Below are 22291 nucleotides of genomic sequence, written 5' to 3' on the forward strand. Positions count from 1 at the left end.
AATTTGACGGTTCTGACCGTCGCTCTCGGCACATTTATGACTTGCTTTGACATCAATGCGGTAAATGTGGCACTGCCTTCTATTCAGAATACTTTCCAGACCGGCATCTCTGTTGTCGAGTGGGTGGTAGTAGCCTATTTGCTGACACTATGTGCCACTCAGCTTACCTTTGGCAGAATTTCCGACCTGTACGGCCTGAAAAAAATCTATATCTTAGCCTTTATCGGGTTTACTCTTAGCTCCTTGTTTTGCGGATTTTCCCCCAATATTACCACGCTGATTCTCTTCCGGGTTTTAGAAGCACTTTGCGGCTCTATGATGATGGCAACGGGCAGCGCCATTATCACGAATTCCGTTTTACCGGAAAACAGAGGAAAAGCGCTCAGCGTTACGTCCATTGCAGTTGCGGTTTCAACCTGCGCGGGCCCTTCTCTGGGGGGCCTTCTGGTCTTTCACTTTGGGTGGAGCAGCATCTTTTTCATCAACGTTCCTGTTGGCATCATCGGAACTACTCTGGCCATACGGAATATCTCTTCGGATACACCAAAAGCAGGATCAAAATTCGACCCCATGGGAAGTATTTTTATTATGGCAGCGTTAACGCTGATTTTTTTACCGCTTTCCATGATTGGAAAATCAACCGTAAATCCCGTTCTATTTTCCACTCTCCTTGTTTTGGGAACCGCTTTTCTGGTTGCCTTTCTCGTTCATGAAAAGAATTTCCCACACCCCATCCTGAATCTTGCGCTGTTCAAAAACAGGGTGTTTGCCGCCAGCAATTTCGCCGCAACTTTTTTCTATATCAGTGAATTCATGATGGTTTTTCTGTCTCCATATTATCTTCAGCAGCAGCATATGCTGCCTATCTCAACCTCTGGTTTAATCATGCTGCCAATGTCTTTGATGATGATGGCAACCGCACCCGTCAGCGGTGCAATTTCTGACAAAACGGATGGCCGGCTGATCAGCTGTATCGGCCTTGGTATTTTAGCGGCAGCAATTCTTACCTTCAGCGCTTTTCGCCAGAACACCCCCGTGCCCTTATTACTGCTTGCATTTGCAATAACCGGCCTTGGAGCAGGATTATTCCATACCCCCAACAACAGCATTGTGATGGGCAGCGTACCGGCACAAAGCAGGGGTGTGGCGGGTGCAACCCTGGGAACCATGCGCAATATCGGTATGGTGCTGGGCGAAGCTCTTTCAGCCGCTCTGCTTTCCTCTAAAGTGAGCTATGCCACCGCCGTATTCTCCGCCAAAGGAATGAAAGGCATTGCGTTACAGCAATCTACTTTTTTCTATGCATTGCGCATAATCTGCGTCGTGGCGGCTTGCTGTGCATTGGCGGCTCTGTTGCTTACATTGTTTCGCGGAAAAAGAGAAGAAGCATCCTGTTAACAGAAGCATTATCTAACGAGGAAAGTGTCCCCTCAAAAAATGACGCTTTGCCGCACAGTTCACACTGGAAGAAAAGTGGCCTTATTTACCAAAAACAGCTGCGGAACCCAATACTGTTCCGCAGCTGTTTTATTATAAAAATATACTCTTTTGTATTAATTGAAGCTGCTCCCGTAAACCGGATCTGCTCAGGCCAGCGCGGCCTTCAGCTGCTCTGTTTTGTCGATTTTCTCCCATGCTACGCCCAAATCTTCGCGGCCCATGTGGCCGTATGCCGCCAGCGGGCGGTAGATCGGCCGATTGAGGCCGAGCGACTTGATCAGCGCGGTCGGGCGCAGGTCAAACACCTTCTGAATCGCGGCTTCCAGCTGGGCGCTGGTGTAAGCGGAGGTGCCGAAGGTTTCCACCAGAATGGAAACCGGGTGCGCCACGCCGATGGCATAGGCAAGCTGCACCTCGCATTTTTCGGCAAGGCCTGCGGCGACAATGTTCTTTGCAACATAGCGGGCTGCATACGCCGCGGAACGGTCTACCTTCGTGGGGTCTTTGCCGGAAAACGCGCCGCCGCCATGGCGCCCGAAGCCGCCGTAGGTATCGACAATGATCTTTCGGCCGGTCAGGCCGCTGTCGCCGACAGGGCCGCCCACCACAAAGCGGCCGGTGGGATTGATAAAATACTTGGTGCTCTCATCCAGCAGATCGGCGGATACCACCGGGCGGATCACCTGCTCGATTATAGCCTTATGAATCTGCTCCTGGGTCACGTCGGGGTCGTGCTGGGTAGAAACGACAATCGCTTCCACGCGGGTGGGCTTGCCGTTCTCATACTCCACCGTTACCTGCGTTTTTCCGTCGGGGCGCAGATATGGCAGGGTACCGTCTTTTCGTACCGCCGCCAGACGCTTGGCCAACGCGTGGGCAAGGTAAATCGGCAGCGGCATCAGCGTAGTCGTTTCGTTGCAGGCAAAGCCGAACATAATGCCCTGATCCCCCGCGCCGATCAGATCGTTTTCATCCGTGGCGCCGCCGCGGGCCTCAAACGATTGGTTCACGCCCATCGCAATATCGGGCGACTGCATATCGATTGAAGTCAGCACACCGCAGGAATTGCCGTCAAAGCCATACTGGGGGTCGTCGTAGCCGATCTCACGAATCACCTCCCGGGCGATCGCGGGAATATCAACATAGCACTCTGTCGAGATTTCGCCCATCACATGCACCAGTCCGGTGGTGGCCGTAACCTCGCAGGCCACATGGGCCTTATCATCCTGCGCTAGAATCGCGTCCAAAACCGCGTCGGCAATCTGATCGCAGACTTTATCGGGATGTCCCTCTGTCACCGATTCAGATGTAAAAAAATAATTTGACATAATCAAGCCTCCTACTACAATAAGACAATCAAAAAATCCACCGTTTGGAAGAAGCCAAACGGTGGAAAGCAACCTCATCTGCCGGCTTTATCCGCAGGATTTGGCACCTTTCGCACATTGCGCAGGTTGCCGGACATCACAGGGCCTGTTCCCTCCGTCACTCTTGATAAGGAATTATTCAGTTGTAAACCAATACTCTCTCAGGCGCCAGAAGCGATGCCCCAGTGCCTGTTATGAGCTTATTATAACATATAATATGAAAAATACAAAAGAAAAGTCAAAAAATACTTGCTAAACCGGATGAATCATTTTACGGTTTTTTTGAACAAATGGCTGTAAGGACTTCAACAATACCGCCGCAATCGCGCTGTTAAGAGAAGCCTTGAGCAGATTGAACGGGATGATCGCCGGCAGAATCAGCGCGTCGAGCGCCGCCTTCGGCATGCCGAAGAAATGCACGGTAAAGATGTAGTTCATGGGCACCATCAGAGCCGTCATGGCCAGCGTGCCAAGCACCATTCCGACCACAGCGTCGGAAAACCTGTGCTTTTTTCTGTAAAACTCGCCCACCAGAAACACCAGAGCGCCGGATGCCACAAAATGCATCACCAATCCAACCCATCCATTGCCTCCGAGGAAAACCGCCTGAATGACGGAAACCACAAAAAGCACCAGGAGCGCTGGGCCGGAGCCAAACAGAAGCGCCGCGATCAAAATGGGTGCGTCCGCCATGTCGTACACCAAAAACGGCACCGCGGGAATCAGAGGAATACGGACAAAGGCGACCAGCACCACGGAAATGGCCGCCAGCACGGCAAGCTGCGTCATCTGAATAATATTCTTTTGGGTCATGGATTTTTTCACTTCTATTGTCTCTCCTTTTTTTCGCTGTCAACGAAAAAAAATCCCGCAGAAAATCTGCGGGACAAAACAAACGCAAATGCGCAGTTCTTCTTCCATCCGGACTATACCGTCGGCTCTGGAATCTCACCAAAATCGGCACACGCTCGCGGGCTAACGGCAAAAAGCCGCATTACCGCCGGTGGGGAATCACACCCCGCCCCGAAGACAGCTTATTTAATTGATAGTTTTATTATATTCATTTGATATTAGTTTGTCAACAGGCGATTGCAAATTCTCTGCACTCACCAAATCCGCGAAAATACTCCGCGCCGCCTTCGACAGAAAAAATCCTTACAGCCTGCGGGAGCGTTTGTGGCGCAAAAAGCCCCCGGCCAAAGCGGCCGGGGGCAATCAGACAAATCACAGCCCGAAATCAGGCGGTAACAACACCGGTAACAACGCCGGAGCCAACAGTACGGCCGCCTTCACGGATAGCGAAGCGCAGACCCTCTTCAATCGCGATGGGGGTGATCAGCTCAACATCCATGACAACGTTATCGCCAGGCATGCACATCTCGGTGCCCTCGGGCAGAGAGATAACGCCGGTAACGTCGGTCGTTCTGAAATAGAACTGGGGACGATAGTTGTTGAAGAACGGAGTATGACGGCCGCCTTCTTCTTTGGTCAGGATATAAACCTGGCCCTTGAACTTGGTATGCGGATGAATGGTACCGGGCTTTGCCAGAACCTGACCGCGCTCGATTTCATTTCTCTGAATACCACGCAGCAGAACACCCACGTTATCGCCGGCCTCAGCGTAATCCAGAATCTTTCTGAACATTTCGATACCGGTAACAACAACCTTGCGGCGCTCGTCGGTCAGGCCGACGATCTCAACTTCCTCAGAAGTCTTCAGCTGGCCACGCTCCACTCTGCCGGTAGCAACGGTGCCGCGGCCGGTGATGGTGAATACGTCTTCAACGGGCATCAGGAAGGGCTGATCCGCCTTGCGCTCGGGAGTGGGGATAAAGCTGTCAACCGCGTCCATCAGTTCAAGAATGCACTTGTACTCGGGAGCATTGACATCTTTGGAGGTGGATTCCAACGCCTGCAGAGCAGAACCGCGGATGATCGGGGTATCATCGCCCGGGAACTCATACTCGTTGAGCAGATCGCGGATTTCCATTTCAACCAGATCCAGCAGCTCGGGATCATCAACCTGATCCGCTTTGTTCATGAACACTACGATATAAGGCACGCCTACCTGACGGGACAGCAGAATGTGCTCTCTGGTCTGGGGCATGGGGCCGTCCGCAGCGGAAACAACCAGAATAGCGCCGTCCATCTGAGCAGCGCCGGTGATCATGTTTTTCACATAGTCGGCGTGGCCGGGGCAGTCAACGTGCGCATAGTGGCGGTTAGCGGTCTGGTACTCAACGTGGGAAGTGTTGATCGTGATACCACGCGCTCTCTCTTCGGGGGCCTTATCGATGTTCGCGTAATCAACGAACTCGGAAGTGCCGTTCAAGTTCAGAACCTTGGTGATAGCGGCGGTCAATGTGGTTTTACCATGGTCAACGTGGCCAATGGTACCAATGTTTACGTGCGGTTTGTTTCTTTCAAACTTTGCCTTTGCCATTGGAAATCCTCCTTTTATTTTTCATAAATCAATTTCATCATAATCAGACTACGCCTATTCTAACAAGTCGGGTATGAAAAATCAAGCCTTTTACGCCTGTTAGTCGTTCTTTTTGCTGCGGTCGGAGATGATGCTCTCCGATACGGATTTCGGCACTTCAGAGTAGTGCGCGGGTTCCATTACATACTGGCCGCGGCCCTGTGTTTTAGAGCGCATGTCAGTTGCATAACCGAACATTTCGGAGAGCGGAACCTCGGCATTGATCTGCTGTGCGCCGGAAACGGCGTCCATACCCAAAATCATTCCGCGGCGGGAGTTCAGGTCGCCGATCACGTCGCCCATGTACTCGTCCGGAACAGTAACGACCACCTTCATAATGGGTTCCATCAGAACCGGGTCGGCCTTTCTCATCGCCTCTTTGAACGCCATGGAGCCGGCGATCTTAAAGGCCATTTCGGAGGAGTCGACCTCATGATAGGAGCCGTCATACAGTGTAACCTTTACGTCAACCACGTTGTAGCCCGCCAGAATACCGGTCAGCATTGCGCCCTGAATTCCCTGATCAACAGCGGGAATATATTCCTTGGGGATCGCGCCGCCGACAACGGCGTTGACAAACTCGTAGCCCTTGCCCGGGTTCGGCTCAATGCGGATCTTAACGTGACCGTACTGGCCTTTACCGCCGGACTGTCTCGCATACTTGGTGTCTGCCTCAGCATTTCTGCGGATGGTTTCTTTGTAGGAAACCTGGGGCTTACCGACGTTCGCCTCCACCTTGAATTCACGCAGCAAACGGTCTACGATGATTTCGAGGTGAAGCTCGCCCATGCCGGCGATGATGGTTTGACCCGTCTCTTCGTCGGTATAAGCCTTGAAGGTGGGGTCCTCTTCCGCGAGCTTCGCGAGAGCAATGCCCATCTTCTCCTGGCCGGCCTTTGTTTTCGGCTCGATCGCCACGCGGATAACAGGCTCCGGGAACTCCATGGACTCGAGGATAACCGGGTGGCGCTCATCGCACAGGGTATCGCCGGTGATGGTGTTCTTCAGGCCGACCGCCGCGGCGATATCGCCCGCATACACGGTTTCGAGATCCTGGCGGTGATTCGCATGCATCTGCAGAATACGGCCGATGCGCTCGTTGTTGTCCTTTGTGGAGTTGTAAACCGTGGAGCCCGCGGAAAGCGTACCGGAGTACACGCGGAAGAAGCACAGCTTGCCGACAAAGGGGTCGGTGGCGATTTTGAACGCCAGAGCGGAGAAAGGCTCTTCATCGGAAGAATGGCGAACCTCGGGCTCGTCGGTTTCCGGATTGACGCCCTTGATGGACTCAATGTCCGTCGGAGCGGGCATGTAATCCACAATCGCGTCGAGCAGCTTCTGTACGCCCTTGTTTTTGTAGGATGTGCCGCAGGTAACCGGAACCATGTGGTTCGCGATGGTCGCCTTGCGGATGCAGTCGCGGATTTCAGCCTCTGTCAGAGCTTCCCCGTTGAGGTACTTCTCAAACAGGGCGTCGTCCTGCTCCGCCACATGCTCGACCATCTCGGTGTGGTATTTTTCCGCCAGCTCTTTGAGATCCTCGGGGATTTCCTCCTCGCGGATATCCTTGCCCAGATCGTCGTAATAAACATAGGCTTTCATGTTTACCAGGTCGACGATCCCGCGGAAGGTATCCTCACTGCCGATCGGCAGCTGGATGGGAACCGCGTTGCACTTGAGGCGGTCTTTCATCATCTGTACCACGCGGTAGAAATCGGCGCCCATGATGTCCATTTTATTGACGTAGGCCATACGGGGAACCTTATATTCCTCAGCCTGACGCCATACGGTTTCGGACTGAGGCTCCACTCCGCCCTTCGCGCAGAAAACGGTAACGGAACCGTCCAGCACGCGCAGAGAGCGCTCTACCTCTACGGTAAAGTCAACGTGGCCGGGAGTATCAATAATGTTGATCCTATGCCCCTTCCAAAAGCAGGTGGTAGCAGCGGAGGTAATGGTAATTCCTCTCTCCTGCTCCTGCGCCATCCAGTCCATTGTTGCGGCGCCTTCATGGACTTCACCAATCTTATAATTAACGCCCGTATAATACAGAATGCGTTCTGTCGTTGTTGTTTTACCGGCATCGATATGGGCCATGATGCCGATATTTCTTGTCATTTGAAGCGATACCTGCCTCGGCATAGTTTCCTCCTTAATTCTGAAAAATGTATCCGCTCATTATGCCAACACGGAAAATCTTTCGGTCAGCGCCGGAAAATTACCACCTGTAATGAGCAAACGCCCTGTTGGCCTCCGCCATCTTATGCGTGTCATCACGCTTCTTGGCAGCGCCACCGGCACCATTAATCGCATCAAGGATTTCTCCGGCAAGTCTTTCTTTCATGGTCTTTTCAGATCTCAGTCTGGAATAACGGGTGATCCAACGCAGACCCAGCGTCTGCCTTCTTTCGGGGCGAACCTCCATAGGAACCTGGTAGGTCGCGCCGCCTACGCGGCGGGCTTTTACCTCCAAAGCGGGCATTACGTTTTCCATTGCCTGCTCGAACATCTCGAGCGGGTCTTTTCCTGTTTTTTCACTGACAATATCAAACGCGCCGTAAACGATCTTTTGGGAAACTCCCTTTTTACCGTCCAGCATAATATTGTTGATCAGTCTGGTGACAAGCTTGGATTTGTAAAGCGGATCGGGCAAAACATCACGTTTCGCAATAGAGCCTCTTCTTGGCACTTTACTTCCCTCCTTCACATAAATGATATCATAGGTACTCGAAAGGACAAACTCCCGTGGGCCGAAGAGACGCTCTTATCTATTTATAAAAACGCCGCAACTGTGCATACGCACGCAGCCGTAAGGTTTCTGTCATATTCGGTTTTTAGCCCTTTTTCGCAGCGCCGGGCTTCGGACGCTTCGCACCGTACTTGGAACGGGCCTGCATGCGCTTCGCAACACCCTGGGCATCCAGAGTTCCGCGAATAATGTGGTAACGCACGCCAGGCAGGTCCTTTACACGACCGCCGCGGATCATTACAACACTGTGTTCCTGCAGATTGTGGCCGACACCCGGAATATAAGCGCTGACTTCAATGCCGTTCGACAGACGCACTCTGGCGATCTTTCTGAGAGCCGAGTTAGGCTTTTTCGGGGTAGCGGTCTTGACAGAAGTACAAACGCCGCGCTTTTGGGGGGAATCCTGATCGATAGCGATCCGTTTCTTGGAGTTCCAACCTTTCAGAAGCGCCGGGGCCTTGGCCTTTCTTTCGCTGACTTCTCTGCCCTTGTGGACCAGCTGGTTAAACGTGGGCATATGACACCTCCTCACTGAAATTTAATATGTTAAACAGGAATATACTTCCCGTATTAACCGAATTGATACAAAAACAGACGGCTTGTCTTTGCGGGACGCAAAGAAGCAAAATTTTTACAAGGCGACTGCGGAATTCTCTGTTTTTCTGCGCAAAAGCGTTGGAAGAAACCGAGAAATACCATGCCGCAATTTGTAAAAATTCCACAAGAACACAGCGGAATCCTGCTCTTTTTTACCATGCTTTGAGCAGGATTTTCGCTGTTCTTTTCACAAATCATCACAATTGGTTATTCTATCACGATACCGCATCGTTTGTCAATACCTGGTTTTCGCACTTGATCTCAACATCGCTGTAGCACTTCATGCCGGTACCGGCGGGGATCAGCTTACCGATACACACGTTCTCCTTCAGGCCCAACAGCGGATCGACCTTGCCCTTGATGGCGGCGTCGGTCAAAACGCGGGTGGTCTCCTGGAAGGAGGCGGCGGACAGGAACGAATCGGTAGCCAAAGAGGCCTTCGTAATACCGAGCAGCATGGGGGTAAAGGTGGCGAGCTGCAGGTCGGCTTCACCGGCGTCAATGCGCTTTTGAACCGCCTCGTTCTCCGCCTCGAGGTCACTCTTATCCACCAGCGCGCTGGGCAGCAGGTTGGTGTCGCCCGCCTCTTCAATGCGAACCTTCTTCATCATCTGGCGAACGATAACCTCAATGTGCTTATCGTTGATATCAACGCCCTGCATCCGGTAAACGCGCTGCACTTCCTGAATCAAGTAGTCCTGCACCGCCTGCGGGCCGCTGATGGCGAGCACGTCGTGCGGATTGACGGAGCCTTCGGTCAGCCTTGTGCCGGCCTTGATCTCCTGACCCTCTTTCACGCTGATGCGAGAGCCGAACGGAACAAGATACGACTTCTGGTCGCCGGTTTCTTTATTGGTAATGACAACATGGCGGTTTTTCTTGATTTCCTCAAAGGAAACCTCACCCGCGATCTCACTGATGATGGCCAGATGCTTCGGCTTTCTGCCCTCAAAGAGCTCCTCAACACGCGGCAGACCCTGCGTGATATCCTCGGCACTGGCAACACCGCCGGTGTGGAAGGTTCTCATGGTCAGCTGCGTACCGGGCTCGCCGATGGACTGCGCCGCAATGATGCCCACAGCCTCGCCGACATCGACCGGCTGGCCGTTCGCAAGGTTGGCGCCGTAGCACTTCTTGCAGATGCCGTGTCTTGCGCGGCAGTTGAGGATGGAACGGATCTTGATGTGCGTGGTGCCCTTGGAAACGATTCGCTCGGCATCCTGCTCATCCATCAGCTTGTCTTTGGAAACCAGCACTTCACCGGTTTCGGAATCGACAAAATCCTCGACCAGATAACGGCCCTGCAAGCGCTCGGTGAGCGGCTCAATGGATTCCTTGCCCTCGCGGATATCAAACACCTCGAGGCCTTCGGTGGTGCCGCAGTCGTCCTCACGGATGATGACCTCCTGCGAAACGTCGACCAGGCGGCGGGTCAGGTAACCGGAGTCCGCCGTTCTCAGCGCGGTATCGGCCAGGCCCTTTCGGGCGCCGCGGGAGGAAATGAAGTATTCCAGAACATTCAGGCCTTCACGGTAGTTGGCCTTGATGGGGATTTCGATCGTACGGCCCGAGGTGTTGGCGATCAGGCCGCGCATGCCGGCGAGCTGACGAATCTGGCTCATCGAACCACGGGCGCCGGAGTCCGCCATCATGAAGATGGGGTTGTAGCGGTCCAGCGCGTGCTGCAGCGCATTGGTCACTTCGCCCGTCGTCTTTTCCCAGATTTTGAGAACGGCGTTATAGCGCTCCGACTCGGAGAGCAGACCGTTTCTGTACTCATCCGTGACCATATCGATCTGGTGATCGGCCTCTTTGATCAGAGTCTTTTTCTCCTCCGGAATCGTCGCGTCGCTGACGGCGACGGTAATGGCGCTCTTGGTGGAGTATTTGTAGCCCTGCGACTTGATGCTGTCGAGCACCTCGGCCGTTTTGGAGGTTCCGTGCACGCGGATGCAGCGGTCGATAATCTTGCCGAGCTGCTTTTTGCCCACAAGGAAATCAATTTCAAACTTCAGGCGATTTTCCGGGAGGGAGCGATCCACATAGCCCAGATCCTGCGGGATGGGGCGGTTGAAGATGATGCGGCCCACGGTGGTATCCACCAGGCCGGTGACCTTCTCGCCGTTGATTTCGAGCGTGCGGCGCACCTTGATTTTGGCGTGCAGCTGAACCACTCCGGTGTCGTAGGCCATCAGGGCTTCATCCACATCGCGGAAGATTTTGCCCTCGCCCTGCTCGCCGTCTTTATCCAGCGTCAGGTAATAGGAGCCCAGGACCATGTCCTGCGTGGGGACGGTGACCGGGCGCCCGTCGGAGGGCTTGAGCAGGTTGCCGGCGGCCAGCATCAGGAAGCGCGCCTCGGCCTGCGCCTCTGCGGAAAGCGGCACGTGAACGGCCATCTGGTCGCCGTCGAAGTCGGCGTTGTACGCGGTGCAGACCAGCGGGTGCAGCTTCAGCGCGCGGCCCTCAACGAGAACCGGCTCAAAGGCCTGAATGCCCAGGCGGTGCAGCGTAGGCGCGCGGTTGAGCAGAACCGGGTGGTTCTTGATCACGATTTCCAGCGCGTCCCAAACCTCGGGCTTTGCGCGCTCCACGGCCTTTCTCGCCGCCTTGATGTTGCCCGCGAGTCCGGTTTCGACCAGGCGCTTCATCACAAAGGGCTTGAACAGCTCCAGCGCCATTTCCTTCGGCAGGCCGCACTGGTACATTTTCAGCTCGGGGCCGACGACGATAACGGAACGGCCGGAATAATCGACGCGCTTGCCGAGCAGGTTCTGGCGGAAACGGCCCTGCTTGCCCTTGAGCATGTCGGAAAGGGATTTCAGCGGGCGGTTGTTCGGGCCGGTAACGGGGCGGCCGCGGCGGCCGTTGTCGATCAGGGCGTCGACCGCCTCCTGCAGCATACGCTTTTCATTGCGCACGATAATGTCCGGCGCGCCGAGCTCCAGCAATCTTTTCAGTCGGTTGTTTCGGTTGATCACGCGGCGGTACAGGTCGTTCAAATCGGAGGTCGCAAAGCGGCCGCCGTCGAGCTGTACCATCGGGCGCAGATCCGGCGGAATCACCGGAACGGCATCCATAATCATCCATTCGGGGCGGTTGCCGGAAAGGCGGAACGCCTCGACAACCTCGAGCCTTTTCAGGATTCTCACACGCTTTTGGCCGGAGGAATTCTCCAGCTCCGTCTTGAGCTCCTCAGACTCCTTATCGAGGTCGATTTCGGCAAGCAGAGCCTGAATCGCTTCGGCGCCCATGCCGGCTTTGAAATCGTCCTCATATTTTTCGCGCATATCGCGGTATTCTTTTTCGTTGAGCATCTGCTTTTTCTGCAGTTCGCGCACATTGCCCGGGTCGGTGACGATATACAGGGCAAAGTACAGCACCTTCTCCAGCATGCGGGGCGAGATGTCGAGAATCAGGCCCATGCGGGACGGAATGCCCTTGAAGTACCAGATGTGGGAGACGGGCGCGGCCAGCTCAATGTGGCCCATGCGCTCGCGGCGAACCTTTGCGGTGGTCACTTCAACACCGCAGCGTTCGCAGATTTTACCCTTGTAACGAATTCTTTTGTATTTTCCGCAGTGGCACTCCCAGTCCTTCTGCGGCCCAAAGATTCTTTCGCAGAACAGTCCGTCGCGTTCGGGTTTCAGGGTGCGGTAGTTGATCGTTTCGGGCTTTTTTACCTCGCCGTGCGACCATGCGCGGATGGTATCCGGAGAAGCCAGGCCGATCTTCATTGATTCAAAAACGTTAAATTCCATATTGCAACCCCCTGTTATTCCATATCTTCGGTGTCAGAATCGCTGTCGAAAGGATCCTCCTCATCTTCTTCGTCCGAGAACAGATCAGGCTCCTCCTCATAGGAATCGTCCAGGTCGGGATCTTCCATCGTATATCCGTCAAAGTTATCCTGTGTGGAAACCGTCGGCTCATCAAACGTTTCGCCGGACGGAGTAAACCCGACATCGTCGTCGTAGTTTACCTGGAGGTCGACCTCTTCGTTGTTGGAGTCAAGCACTTTTACGTCCAGAGCCAGCGACTGCAGCTCCTTGATCAGAACCTTGAAGGACTCCGGCACGCCGGGCTTCGGAATGTTCTGGCCCTTGACGATGGCCTCGTACGTTTTAACGCGGCCGACCACGTCGTCGGACTTGACGGTCAGGATTTCCTGCAGGGTATAAGCGGCGCCGTAAGCCTCGAGCGCCCAAACCTCCATCTCACCGAAGCGCTGGCCGCCGAACTGCGCCTTGCCGCCCAGCGGCTGCTGGGTAACGAGCGAGTACGGGCCGGTGGAACGGGCATGGATCTTATCATCAACCAGATGATGGAGCTTGAGGTAATACATATAGCCTACGGTAACGGGGTTGTCGAACAGCTCGCCGGTGCGGCCGTCGCGCAGCTCCACCTTGCCGTCTTCCCTCATGCCGGCGGCTTTGAAGCATTCGCGGATATCGTCCTCATGCGCGCCGTCGAATACAGGGGTCATGATCTTCCAGCCGAGCGCCTTGGCCGCGCGGCCCAGATGAACCTCGAGCACCTGGCCGATGTTCATACGGGACGGAACACCCAGGGGATTCAGCACGATGTCGAGCGGGCGCCCGTCGGGCAGGAAGGGCATATCCTCTTCCGGCAGAATGCGGGACACAACGCCCTTATTTCCGTGGCGGCCCGCCATCTTATCGCCGACCGAAATTTTTCTCTTCTGGGCAATATAGCAGCGAACCACCTTGTTGACGCCGGGGCTCAGCTCGTCGTGGCTGTTCTCGCGGGTGAACACCTTTACGTCCACCACAATGCCGTATTCGCCATGGGGCACACGCAGAGAGGTGTCGCGCACCTCGCGGGCCTTTTCGCCGAAGATGGCGCGCAGCAGGCGTTCCTCCGCCGTCAGCTCGGTTTCGCCCTTGGGCGTTACCTTACCGACCAGAATATCACCGGCGCGAACCTCCGCGCCGACGCGGATAATGCCGTTTTCGTTCAGGTCACTGAGCAGATCCTCGTTGACGTTCGGGATGTCGCGGGTGATCTCCTCCGGCCCGAGCTTTGTATCGCGGGCCTCGATCTCATATTCTTCAATATGAATGGACGTGTAAACATCGTCGCGTACAATTTTTTCATTGATGAGTACGGCGTCCTCGTAGTTGTAGCCCTCCCAGGTCATAAAGCCGATCAAAGCGTTTTTGCCGAGGCTGATTTCGCCGTTGCTGGTCGCGGGGCCGTCGGCAATGACCTCGCCGGCCTCCACCTGCTGGCCGCGGTCCACCACCGGAACCTGATTGATACAGGTGCCCTGGTTGGAGCGCATAAACTTGGTCACGCGGTAGGTGTCCACCTCGCCGTTGTCCGCGGTGATGCGGATTTCATCGGCGCTGACGCTGCGCACCACACCGGCGCGCTTTGCCAGAAGGCAGACGCCTGAGTCTACGCCGGCCTTGTATTCCATGCCGGTGCCGACGATGGGGCTTTCGGTTTTCAGCAGCGGAACCGCCTGCCGCTGCATGTTCGAGCCCATCAGAGCGCGGTTGGCATCGTCGTTCTCGAGGAACGGGATCATCGCTGTCGCGACGGAAACCACCATGCGGGGCGAAACGTCCATAAAGTCCGCGCGGGAGCTTTCCACCTGCACAAACTCGTCGCGGTAACGGCCGTTGATCTTCGGGTGCACAAAGCGGCCTTCCTCATCCAGCGGCTCGTTGGCCTGCGCCACAATGTAATCATCCTCTACGTCGGCGGTCATATACTCGACCTCCTCCGTCACGCAGCCGGTCGCCTTATCCACACGGCGGAACGGCGCCTCAATAAAGCCGTACTCGTTGATGCGCGCAAAGGTCGCGAGGTACGAAATCAGGCCGATGTTCGGGCCTTCCGGCGTTTCAATCGGGCACATGCGGCCGTAGTGGCTGTAGTGAACGTCGCGAACCTCGAATCCGGCGCGGTCACGGGACAAGCCGCCGGGGCCGAGGGAGGACAGGCGGCGCTTGTGCGTCAGCTCCGCGAGCGGGTTATTCTGATCCATGAACTGCGACAGCGGGGAGGAACCGAAAAATTCCTTGATCGCCGCCACAACCGGGCGGATATTGATGAGCGAATGGGGCGTCAGAATTTCGAGATCCTGCGCCTGCAAAGTCATTCTCTCGCGGATGACGCGCTCCAGACGGGAGAAGCCGATGCGGAACTGGTTCTGCAGCAGCTCGCCGACGGACCGGATGCGGCGGTTGCCCAGATGGTCGATGTCGTCGGTGTGGCCGAGGCCCATCGCCAGGCAGTTCATATAGTTGATGGACGAGAAAATATCGTCGATGATAATGTGCTTGGGCACCAGCTCGTCGGCGCGGGCGCGCAGAACCTCCTTGAGCTCCTCCTCGCCCTCGCAGCTTTCCAGAATCTCTACCAGAACGCTGAAGCGGACGCGCTCGTTGATGCCGCACTCCTTCTTCACGTCGAACGGAACAAAATCGCTCGCGTTGACCATGCCGTTGGAGATGACCTTGATCTCGCGCTCGCCCTGCTGCACATAGGCAGTGGACACGCCGGCGTTGTCAATCTGCACCGCCTTGTCGTGGGAGATCACCTCGCCGGCCTCGGCCATCAGCTCGCCGGTCAGCGGGTTGACGATGGGGCGCGACAGCTGCTGGTCGGTAATTCTGCCGGCCAGATTCAGCTTCTTATTATATTTATAGCGGCCCACGCGGGAAAGGTCGTAGCGTCTCGCGTCAAAGAACAGCCCGTTGATGTGCGACTGCGCACTTTCGATGGTGGGCGGCTCACTGGGGCGCAGCTTGCGGTATACCTCAAACAGAGCCTCTTCGGTGTTTTTGCAGGGGTCTTTTTCAATGGTGGCCAGAATGCGGTCGTCCTCGCCGAAATACTCGCGGATCTCCTCGTCGGTGGAGAGGCCGAGCGCACGGATAAACACCGTGATCGGAATTTTGCGGTTCTTATCGATGCGCACGTAGAACACGTCGTTCGCATCGTTCTCATACTCCAGCCAGGCGCCGCGGTTCGGAATCACCGTGGAGCTGAACAGCTCCTTGCCGGTCTTGTCGTAATCCATTTTATAGTAAACGCCGGGAGAACGCACGAGCTGAGATACAATGACGCGCTCCGCACCGTTAATCACAAAAGTACCGCTGTCTGTCATCAGCGGGAAGTCACCCATGAAAACCTCGGATTCCTTGATCTCGCCGGTTTCCTTATTCAGCAGGCGGGCTGTTACCCGAAGAGCCGCAGCGTAAGTGGTATCGCGTTCCTTGCATTCCTCTACGCTGTAATTGGGCTTGTCATCCAGTTTGTAGTTTACAAAATCCAGTACCAGATTTCCGGTATAGTCCGTGATGCCGGAAACATCGCGGAAAACCTCTTTCAGGCCCTCTTCCAAAAACCACTGGTAGGAATTCTTCTGCACCTCGATCAAGTTCGGCATGTCCAGGACTTCATCAATCCGGGAGAAGCTCATGCGAGTATTCTTGCCTAGTTGTACCGGTTTGACATTCACCATTGGCTCAATCACTCCATTCATATATTTCACCATCTTTGTCGGATAAACAAACTTTAACTGCCGGCGCACACCACCGCTTCTGTAAAATTTTAAAAGATGCTCTTGCCTTTTTCCAAAAAGCATGTTAGAATAGACCTAAAGTTAAGGAAAAAAGTATACGTTTCCATGATGATGCAGTATACTATTTTATTACAATATATTGCGATTGTCAAGTATATCCTGAAAGATAATTGGAATATTTCTGTTCAGTTAATCATATTCTAGTATTTTGTTGAAATGAAAATATGCCTGTTTCATCCTTTTCGCGCCGCGAAAAGGATTTTTTATTGCCCGCGCCGCTCCCCGGCGGTGCGGTTGACTTTCGACCAGAACGGAGTATACTGTAACAGGAATACGCAAAACGAACAAAGGAGAGAATGCTATGAGCGAAACCTGCAACCATTCCTGCGGCAGCTGCAGCGCCAACTGTTCCAGCCGCACCGAACCCTCCAGCCTGCTGGAAGCCCCCCACCGCCTGAGCCGGATCAAAAAGGTGATCGGCGTCGTCAGCGGCAAGGGCGGCGTGGGCAAATCTTCGGTAACGGCAATGCTGGCGGTACTCGCGAACCGGATGGGCCTGGTGAGCGGCGTACTGGACGCAGACATTACCGGTCCCTCCATCCCCAAGCTGTTCGGCGTTACGGAAAAAGCGCTGGCGGACAAAAACGGCATTCTTCCCGTTCTGAGCGAAACGGGGATCAAGCTGATTTCCGTCAACCTGCTGCTCGATCACCCGACAGACCCCGTGCTGTGGCGCGGCCCGATCGTCGGTGGCGTCGTCAAGCAGTTCTGGAAGGAAGTCGTGTGGGGCGACGTGGACGTTTTGTTCCTCGATATGCCGCCGGGAACCGGCGACGTGGCGCTGACCGCGTTCCAGTCGATCCCGCTGGACGGAATCGTTTTGGTCACCTCGCCGCAGGAGCTGGTTTCGATGATCGTCTCGAAAGCGGTGAAGATGGCGGAGATGATGAACGTTCCCATTCTGGGCCTGATCGAAAACCTGTCCTACGTGGAGTGTCCCGACTGCGGCAAGAAAATCGCGGTGTTCGGCGAAAGCCACGTGGAAGAAATCGCGCGGCAGCACAATCTGAACGTTTTGGGCAAACTGCCGATCGACCCGGCTCTGGCCGCGGCCTGCGACAGCGGCAGCATTGAGGGCTACCCCGCCGCCGCGCTGGAACCGACGGCTGACCTGATCGCCGGGTGGGAAAAGCCCGCAAAGCAATAAGGGGGCGGCCGCAAAGCCCGCGGCTCCGAACGTGCCCTTGCACGGAGCATTCTGCTGCGAAAATAGGAAAAAGGTGGTGCGCACAGCGTGAAAAATAGCGGGCAGGCTTCTGCCGATTCCAAATTCAGCTCCCGCGTCTCCCGGTATTTGGTCAGTCCCGTTTTCATCGCCTTGCTTTTCCTCGCTTTTCACGGATACCTGTATCTCCGCCCCGGCGGGGTAACGATGAATTACGACAACCCGACGTGGCTGGACTGGGTGCTGTATCTGTTTATCATTCTGGCCATTTTCATCCAGCAGGCGCTTGTGCCGGGCCGCAGCCCCGGCACGCAGCCCGAACCGGAGCCCCGCGCCAAAGCCACGCGCGGAAGCACCCTTCAGACTCTGCTCCGTCTGGTTTTCATCCTCGCCCTGTTTTTCGCATGTTACGCCCTGTATTACTACTGGGTAGACCGGCGTGTGTACGGTATGGTTGTTTTTACCGATACCGTTTTACTGGACGCTTTGATCGAGAGCATTGTTCCGCGGAACTTCATCCGCGACCGGGTGGACAGAAAAAGGAGCCCGGACAAAGAATAAAACGCATCTGTCAAAAAATCTCCCTTCCCCGTTCATTCGGGGGAGGGAGATTTTTGCTTGTCATCCCCGGGAAAACCATGCCATCCGCAAAACATTCCCGCGGTGGTTTTCAAGCAGCATTTCGGCCGGGTACACCTCGCGCTCGCCGCAGTTCGACACGATCACCCGCTCGCCGCCGGCGTCCTCAATCCAGCCGGTAATGGTCACCCAATGCCAGTTGTTCTCCCTCATCTGCGGCGCGCGGTGCCTCAGAATCAGAAGAGCAACCGGATTCTCTCCGGCGATCGCCTGTTTGAGAAAGGCCATTCGCTCCTCACTGCCGCAGCGGTGGAACATTGTGTGCGCCCGAAAGGCGCTCCCGTGCTCCTTTGCAAACTGCAAAAATTTCTGTACGAACCGCCCCGCTACCGGGAACCCCATCGGCCCCGGCGTCATGTACTGGTACACCTCTTCCATGACCCGCAGATATTCCGACTTGGAAAACCGCTCCGTATTCCCGGAATACATTCCGCGGCTTTCGGCAGCCCGGGGCGCGTAATATGCCGCCAGATTAGCGCCTGTAACGCTGGCGCAGCCCGCCGTGCGCTGAAACGCCTGCGAAAACCATTCCTGGTTCCCGCCGTACCCAGCCTGTGCGCCGTTTTCCCACACGATGGGGAACGGCAATTCATGGACTACCATAGCGACACCTCCACTGAAACTCGCCTGCTTTCGCGCTCATTTTCATAATATGCGGACAACGCCTGCGCGAACCCAAGCGAGCCTCTCACCCTGTGAAAGGGTGGCACTAACCGTATGATATCGCCATGAAGCGGGACTGTCAACGCTAAAAAAATCACAATATTGTTTTTTCAGCTTATAAAAAGTGTAAAATTGTCGAAGATGGGTGGGCAAAACGGGAACTGCGGCAAAGCAAAAACCTTCCCGTTCCATGCGGCCGGGCCCCACAGAATTCGCTCCGCGGGCATGCGGCAGCGCGGGAGGCCATCTTTTTTTAAACAGTCTGATCAGGCAGATGGACGGCGAAATTATTTTGTGTTTGTTTCCGTTGCTTTTACAACGTACAAGCCGCTTGCTTTTTGGTATACTAACACTAACAGAAAAAATCCGCCGAAAAAGCCGAACAGAAAGGACGGTATCAATATGAATGACTATTTTAAACTCACCGACACCGTTTACGATATCACAGAAAAATACCCGGAAGCAAAGGAGCTGCTGATCTCTCATGGTTTTGAGCAGCTGAAAAACGACCTGATGCGCAAAACCATGGGCAAAACCATCTCGCTCGAAACCGCTCTCAAGAGCAGAAAAATCAATCCCGAGCTGTTCGGGCAGAAGCTGGCGGAACGGATTGAGCAGGGCCGGTATGCCGCCGGCACCGGACTTTCTGAGATGAAAAAGGAAAGCGGCGCGGAAATTCGGGTGGAGGGCGTTCTGCCCTGCCCCATCCGCATTCCGCTGCTGGAACGCCTGGAAGGCTGGCTGAAAGAAAACAGCGAGCTGGCCGCACGCACGGACTACGATCTAAAAGCCGCCAGCATGGGGCTCGATACCGCAAAGGAGCGCGTGCTCGCCGCTGGCGGCGATGCGGGGAAGCTTTCGGATTTGTACCTTTCCGCGGGCTTTGACCTGTTCTTTGACCGCCAGCTGATGGGCCGCTACCGGGAAGCGGGCGTATTCGAGGATATTTCGGGCCTTGCCCGTCTGAATCCCGATTTTGAAAATGAGCGCATCAATTTGAAAGATCCGCTCGGGCAGTATACAATCATCGGCGTGGTGCCCTGCGTGTTCATGGTGAACACCGCCGTTCTGGGCGACCGCCCATTCCCGTCCGGATGGGAGGATCTGCTGAGCCCCGAATTCGAGAACAGCATTTCCCTGCCGGTGCGCGATCTGGATATGTTCAACGCGCTGACGCTGCACATCCGCCGCTTTTACGGCAAGGATGGCGTTGAAAAGCTCGGACGCAACCTGCTCAGCGGCATGCACCCGGCACAGATGGTCAAATCAGGGCGCCAGCAGCAGGCCCCGGCCGTTTCGATCACCCCCTACTTTTTCACGCAGATGCTCGACGCACAAAGCCCGCTTGTGCCGGTTTGGCCGAAGGAGGGCGCGATCATCAGCCCCATTTTTCTGCTGACAAAGGGCAGCGCCAGAGAGAAGGTAAAGCCGTTTGTGGATTTCCTGTTCTCCAAGGGGGTGGGCGAGCTGATGGCACTGAACGGCAAATTCCCCTCGACCAACCCGCTGGTGGACAACGGCCTGCGTCCCGACCAGCACTTTTTGTGGTTGGGCTGGGACTACATCCACGAGAATGATATCGGCGCGCTGATCCGCGAAACAGAACGTGACTTTTTCGCTGCCGCCGGAAGGGAGCAGTTATGAACCTCACGATTTTTTCCGGCCCTCCCTCCTCGGGCAAAACCTCTGTGATTCTGAAAACCATTGCCGCGCTTCAAAACCGCGGCATCAAGGTGGGCGTCGTCAAGTTCGACTGCCTGTATACCGACGACGACGTCGCCTATGAAAAGGCTGGCGTCCCCGTGAAAAAGGGTCTGTCCGGCGCACTTTGCCCCGACCACTTTTTCGCCTCGAACATTGAAGAAATCGTGCGGTGGGGCAACCGCATCGGTCTCGACCTGCTCATCAGCGAATCCGCCGGGCTGTGCAACCGCTGCTCCCCTTACCTGAAAAACATCAAGGGCGTCTGTGTGATCGACAACCTTTCGGGCATCAACACCCCCAAAAAAATCGGCCCGCTGCTCAAATCCGCCGACATTGTCGTCATCACCAAGGGCGACATTGTGTCGCAGGCGGAGCGCGAGGTGTTTGCCTCGCGCGTCAGCTCGGTCAATCCCCGCGCCGTCGTGATGCACGTCAACGGTCTCACCGGCCAGGGCGCCTACGAGCTGGGAACGCTCATATATGACGAATCCAAACGCGTGGATTCGGTACAGGGCGTGCAGCTTCGCTTCCCCATGCCGGCGGCCCTGTGCTCGTATTGCCTGGGTGAAACCAGAATCGGCGAGAATTACCAGCTGGGGAACATCAAAAAAATAGATCTTGGGGAGGACCCGGCATGAACGAAAAAACCATTGCGCAGCTTTTGACGGAATTCCCGTTTGTATCCGATTACTTTGCGCTGAACGAGCTGGATGTGACCGGATACGAATCGATGACCTTCCCCCTGTTTTTAGAGCACTTTTCCCCTGCGGAGCTGGAGGATCTTGCGATCGACAAGGAGCGCCTGCGGGCCGACCTGCCGGCGTTTATTCAGCAGATGAATGATTTTCTGGGGCTGGACCGTTCTTCGCTCGTCCACTCGCTGACGATTCTGCCGGGGCACGACAAAACCGGCGTACCGGAAGGCTTTGAGAGCCTGACGGTGAGCAGCTCGCAGATCATCTCGATTGTGGGGCCGACCGGCTCCGGCAAAAGCCGCCTGCTGGCGGACATTGAATGGGTCGCGCAGGGCGATACCCCAACCGGGCGCAGCATTCTCATCAACGGAGAAAAGCCGGACAACAAATGGCGCTTTTCCTCCGGTAACAAGCTCGTGGCCCAGCTTTCGCAGAATATGAACTTCGTCATGGATCTGACGGTGCGGGAGTTTCTGGAGCTGCACGCCCAGAGCCGCCTGTGCGACAACGCCGACACGGTGATCGCCCGCATTATTGAGGAGGCGAACCATCTTGCCGGGGAGCAGTTCCGCATGGATACTCCCGTCACCAGCCTGAGCGGCGGGCAGTCCCGCGCGCTGATGATTGCCGACACCGCCATTTTGAGCACCTCGCCGATCGTTCTGATCGACGAGATCGAAAACGCTGGCATCGACCGCAAGAAGGCGCTGAAGCTGCTCGTGGCGGAGGATAAAATCGTGCTGATGGCCACCCACGACCCGCTCCTTGCGCTGATTGCCGACCGGCGGATCGTGATCCGGGGCGGCGGAATCCACAAGGTGCTTTCCACCACTGAACAGGAGCGCCGGCTTTTAAAGGAGCTGGAGCAGATGGACGCGATGATTCAGGGCGCCCGCCACAAGCTGCGGGACGGCCAGACCCTCTCTGTGGAGGACTTGAAATAGCCGGGGATCAACGTATCGTCCATTCACTTGAAAAGCGTGCGGTTTTCAAATTGCGGTTCCCGCATCGCACCTTCCCGGTGCGATGGAGGATAAACGGCGGCAAGCCCGCCGGCGATGCCCGCGCCTTCAAACGATCCCGTTTGAGCATTTGCCGCATATAAAATCACGAAAGCGCGCGGATTTCTCCACGCGCTTTTTGATTGTGCCGATATTTTAAGAAAACCAAAG

General features: G+C 55.5%; 16 protein-coding genes and 2 riboswitches. Of the genes, 6 read left to right on the plus strand and 10 right to left on the minus strand.

Annotated features, from left to right (window positions below; all coding sequences use genetic code 11):
• The first annotated feature begins 3 nt into the window (after positions 1 to 3).
• Positions 4 to 1398, plus strand: a complete 1395-nt coding sequence (locus G340_RS0110275) for an MFS transporter (RefSeq protein ID WP_326522377.1) — start codon at positions 4 to 6, stop codon at positions 1396 to 1398.
• Between the two features lie 188 nt (positions 1399 to 1586).
• On the opposite strand, the gene metK is transcribed toward G340_RS0110275, so the two are convergent.
• The 8 genes from metK to rpoB all read right to left on the minus strand — a co-directional run bounded on the left by metK (position 1587) and on the right by rpoB (position 16133).
• The gene (gene metK / locus G340_RS0110280; RefSeq protein ID WP_020073572.1) at positions 1587 to 2768 is read right to left on the minus strand and encodes a methionine adenosyltransferase; all 1182 of its coding nucleotides are present in this window, start codon (positions 2766 to 2768) and stop codon (positions 1587 to 1589) included.
• A gap of 71 nt (positions 2769 to 2839) precedes the next feature.
• A riboswitch (SAM riboswitch) is annotated at positions 2840 to 2941 on the minus strand.
• Between the two features lie 118 nt (positions 2942 to 3059).
• The gene (locus G340_RS0110285; protein ID WP_020073573.1) at positions 3060 to 3632 is read right to left on the minus strand and encodes an ECF transporter S component; all 573 of its coding nucleotides are present in this window, start codon (positions 3630 to 3632) and stop codon (positions 3060 to 3062) included.
• Between the two features lie 80 nt (positions 3633 to 3712).
• A riboswitch (FMN riboswitch) is annotated at positions 3713 to 3842 on the minus strand.
• 202 nt (positions 3843 to 4044) lie between these two features.
• Positions 4045 to 5250: an elongation factor Tu gene (gene tuf / locus G340_RS0110290; RefSeq protein ID WP_020073574.1), complete on the minus strand. Its 1206-nt coding sequence runs from the start codon at positions 5248 to 5250 to the stop codon at positions 4045 to 4047.
• A 99-nt stretch (positions 5251 to 5349) separates the two neighbouring features.
• Positions 5350 to 7431, minus strand: coding sequence for an elongation factor G (fusA, locus tag G340_RS0110295; protein WP_020073575.1), 2082 nt, complete (start codon positions 7429 to 7431; stop codon positions 5350 to 5352).
• A 76-nt stretch (positions 7432 to 7507) separates the two neighbouring features.
• A complete protein-coding gene (gene rpsG / locus G340_RS0110300) occupies positions 7508 to 7978 on the minus strand; it encodes a 30S ribosomal protein S7 (RefSeq protein WP_009060427.1) in 471 nt (156 codons plus the stop codon).
• A gap of 145 nt (positions 7979 to 8123) precedes the next feature.
• Complete coding sequence (rpsL, locus tag G340_RS0110305) at positions 8124 to 8555, minus strand: 30S ribosomal protein S12 (protein WP_009060375.1); 432 nt, start codon at positions 8553 to 8555, stop codon at positions 8124 to 8126.
• A 295-nt stretch (positions 8556 to 8850) separates the two neighbouring features.
• Positions 8851 to 12396 carry a DNA-directed RNA polymerase subunit beta' gene (gene rpoC, locus G340_RS0110310; RefSeq protein WP_020073576.1) on the minus strand — a complete coding sequence of 1182 codons (3546 nt, stop codon included), beginning with the start codon at positions 12394 to 12396 and terminating at the stop codon, positions 8851 to 8853.
• A 14-nt stretch (positions 12397 to 12410) separates the two neighbouring features.
• Positions 12411 to 16133, minus strand: a complete 3723-nt coding sequence (gene rpoB, locus G340_RS0110315) for a DNA-directed RNA polymerase subunit beta (RefSeq protein ID WP_027103961.1) — start codon at positions 16131 to 16133, stop codon at positions 12411 to 12413.
• Between the two features lie 421 nt (positions 16134 to 16554).
• Here rpoB and G340_RS0110325 point away from each other — a divergent pair, with 421 nt between their 5' ends.
• Together G340_RS0110325 and G340_RS0110330 are read left to right on the plus strand one after the other, a co-directional pair.
• On the plus strand, positions 16555 to 17400 hold the full coding sequence (locus G340_RS0110325) for a P-loop NTPase (protein ID WP_020073579.1): 846 nt from the start codon (positions 16555 to 16557) through the stop codon (positions 17398 to 17400).
• 87 nt (positions 17401 to 17487) lie between these two features.
• On the plus strand, positions 17488 to 17979 hold the full coding sequence (locus tag G340_RS0110330; protein WP_020073580.1) for a hypothetical protein: 492 nt from the start codon (positions 17488 to 17490) through the stop codon (positions 17977 to 17979).
• 60 nt (positions 17980 to 18039) lie between these two features.
• On the opposite strand, the gene G340_RS0110335 is transcribed toward G340_RS0110330, so the two are convergent.
• On the minus strand, positions 18040 to 18660 hold the full coding sequence (locus G340_RS0110335) for a hypothetical protein (protein ID WP_020073581.1): 621 nt from the start codon (positions 18658 to 18660) through the stop codon (positions 18040 to 18042).
• A gap of 462 nt (positions 18661 to 19122) precedes the next feature.
• Here G340_RS0110335 and G340_RS0110340 point away from each other — a divergent pair, with 462 nt between their 5' ends.
• The 3 genes from G340_RS0110340 to G340_RS0110350 are packed head-to-tail and all read left to right on the plus strand — an operon-like array spanning position 19123 to position 22063.
• Positions 19123 to 20364: an ABC transporter substrate-binding protein gene (locus tag G340_RS0110340; protein ID WP_027103962.1), complete on the plus strand. Its 1242-nt coding sequence runs from the start codon at positions 19123 to 19125 to the stop codon at positions 20362 to 20364.
• Positions 20361 to 21062 (plus strand): GTP-binding protein, encoded by a 702-nt coding sequence (locus tag G340_RS0110345; RefSeq protein ID WP_020073583.1) that lies wholly within the window; start codon positions 20361 to 20363, stop codon positions 21060 to 21062. The genes G340_RS0110340 and G340_RS0110345 overlap by 4 nt, the downstream gene beginning before the upstream one ends.
• On the plus strand, positions 21059 to 22063 hold the full coding sequence (locus tag G340_RS0110350; protein ID WP_020073584.1) for an ATP-binding cassette domain-containing protein: 1005 nt from the start codon (positions 21059 to 21061) through the stop codon (positions 22061 to 22063). The genes G340_RS0110345 and G340_RS0110350 overlap by 4 nt, the downstream gene beginning before the upstream one ends.
• A 23-nt stretch (positions 22064 to 22086) precedes the next feature.
• On the opposite strand, the gene G340_RS17925 is transcribed toward G340_RS0110350, so the two are convergent.
• A complete protein-coding gene (locus G340_RS17925) occupies positions 22087 to 22230 on the minus strand; it encodes a hypothetical protein (RefSeq protein ID WP_020073585.1) in 144 nt (47 codons plus the stop codon).
• Positions 22231 to 22291: the final 61 nt, after the last annotated feature.

The sequence above is a fragment of the Faecalispora sporosphaeroides DSM 1294 genome (assembly GCA_000383295.1).
Lineage (GTDB): Bacteria > Bacillota > Clostridia > Oscillospirales > Acutalibacteraceae > Faecalispora > Faecalispora sporosphaeroides.

What these genes read in the sequence shown, in the direction of transcription:
- metK (WP_020073572.1), bottom strand. Translation starts at nt 2,768, where the DNA reads ATGTCAAATTATTTTTTTACATCTGAATCGGTGACAGAGGGACATCCC.
- tuf (WP_020073574.1), bottom strand. Translation starts at nt 5,250, where the DNA reads ATGGCAAAGGCAAAGTTTGAAAGAAACAAACCGCACGTAAACATTGGT.
- fusA (WP_020073575.1), bottom strand. Translation starts at nt 7,431, where the DNA reads ATGCCGAGGCAGGTATCGCTTCAAATGACAAGAAATATCGGCATCATG.
- rpsL (WP_009060375.1), bottom strand. Translation starts at nt 8,555, where the DNA reads ATGCCCACGTTTAACCAGCTGGTCCACAAGGGCAGAGAAGTCAGCGAA.
- rpoC (WP_020073576.1), bottom strand. Translation starts at nt 12,396, where the DNA reads ATGGAATTTAACGTTTTTGAATCAATGAAGATCGGCCTGGCTTCTCCG.
- rpoB (WP_027103961.1), bottom strand. Translation starts at nt 16,133, where the DNA reads ATGGTGAATGTCAAACCGGTACAACTAGGCAAGAATACTCGCATGAGC.
- G340_RS0110325 (WP_020073579.1), top strand. Translation starts at nt 16,555, where the DNA reads ATGAGCGAAACCTGCAACCATTCCTGCGGCAGCTGCAGCGCCAACTGT.
- G340_RS0110335 (WP_020073581.1), bottom strand. Translation starts at nt 18,660, where the DNA reads ATGGTAGTCCATGAATTGCCGTTCCCCATCGTGTGGGAAAACGGCGCA.
- G340_RS0110340 (WP_027103962.1), top strand. Translation starts at nt 19,123, where the DNA reads ATGAATGACTATTTTAAACTCACCGACACCGTTTACGATATCACAGAA.
- G340_RS0110345 (WP_020073583.1), top strand. Translation starts at nt 20,361, where the DNA reads ATGAACCTCACGATTTTTTCCGGCCCTCCCTCCTCGGGCAAAACCTCT.
- G340_RS0110350 (WP_020073584.1), top strand. Translation starts at nt 21,059, where the DNA reads ATGAACGAAAAAACCATTGCGCAGCTTTTGACGGAATTCCCGTTTGTA.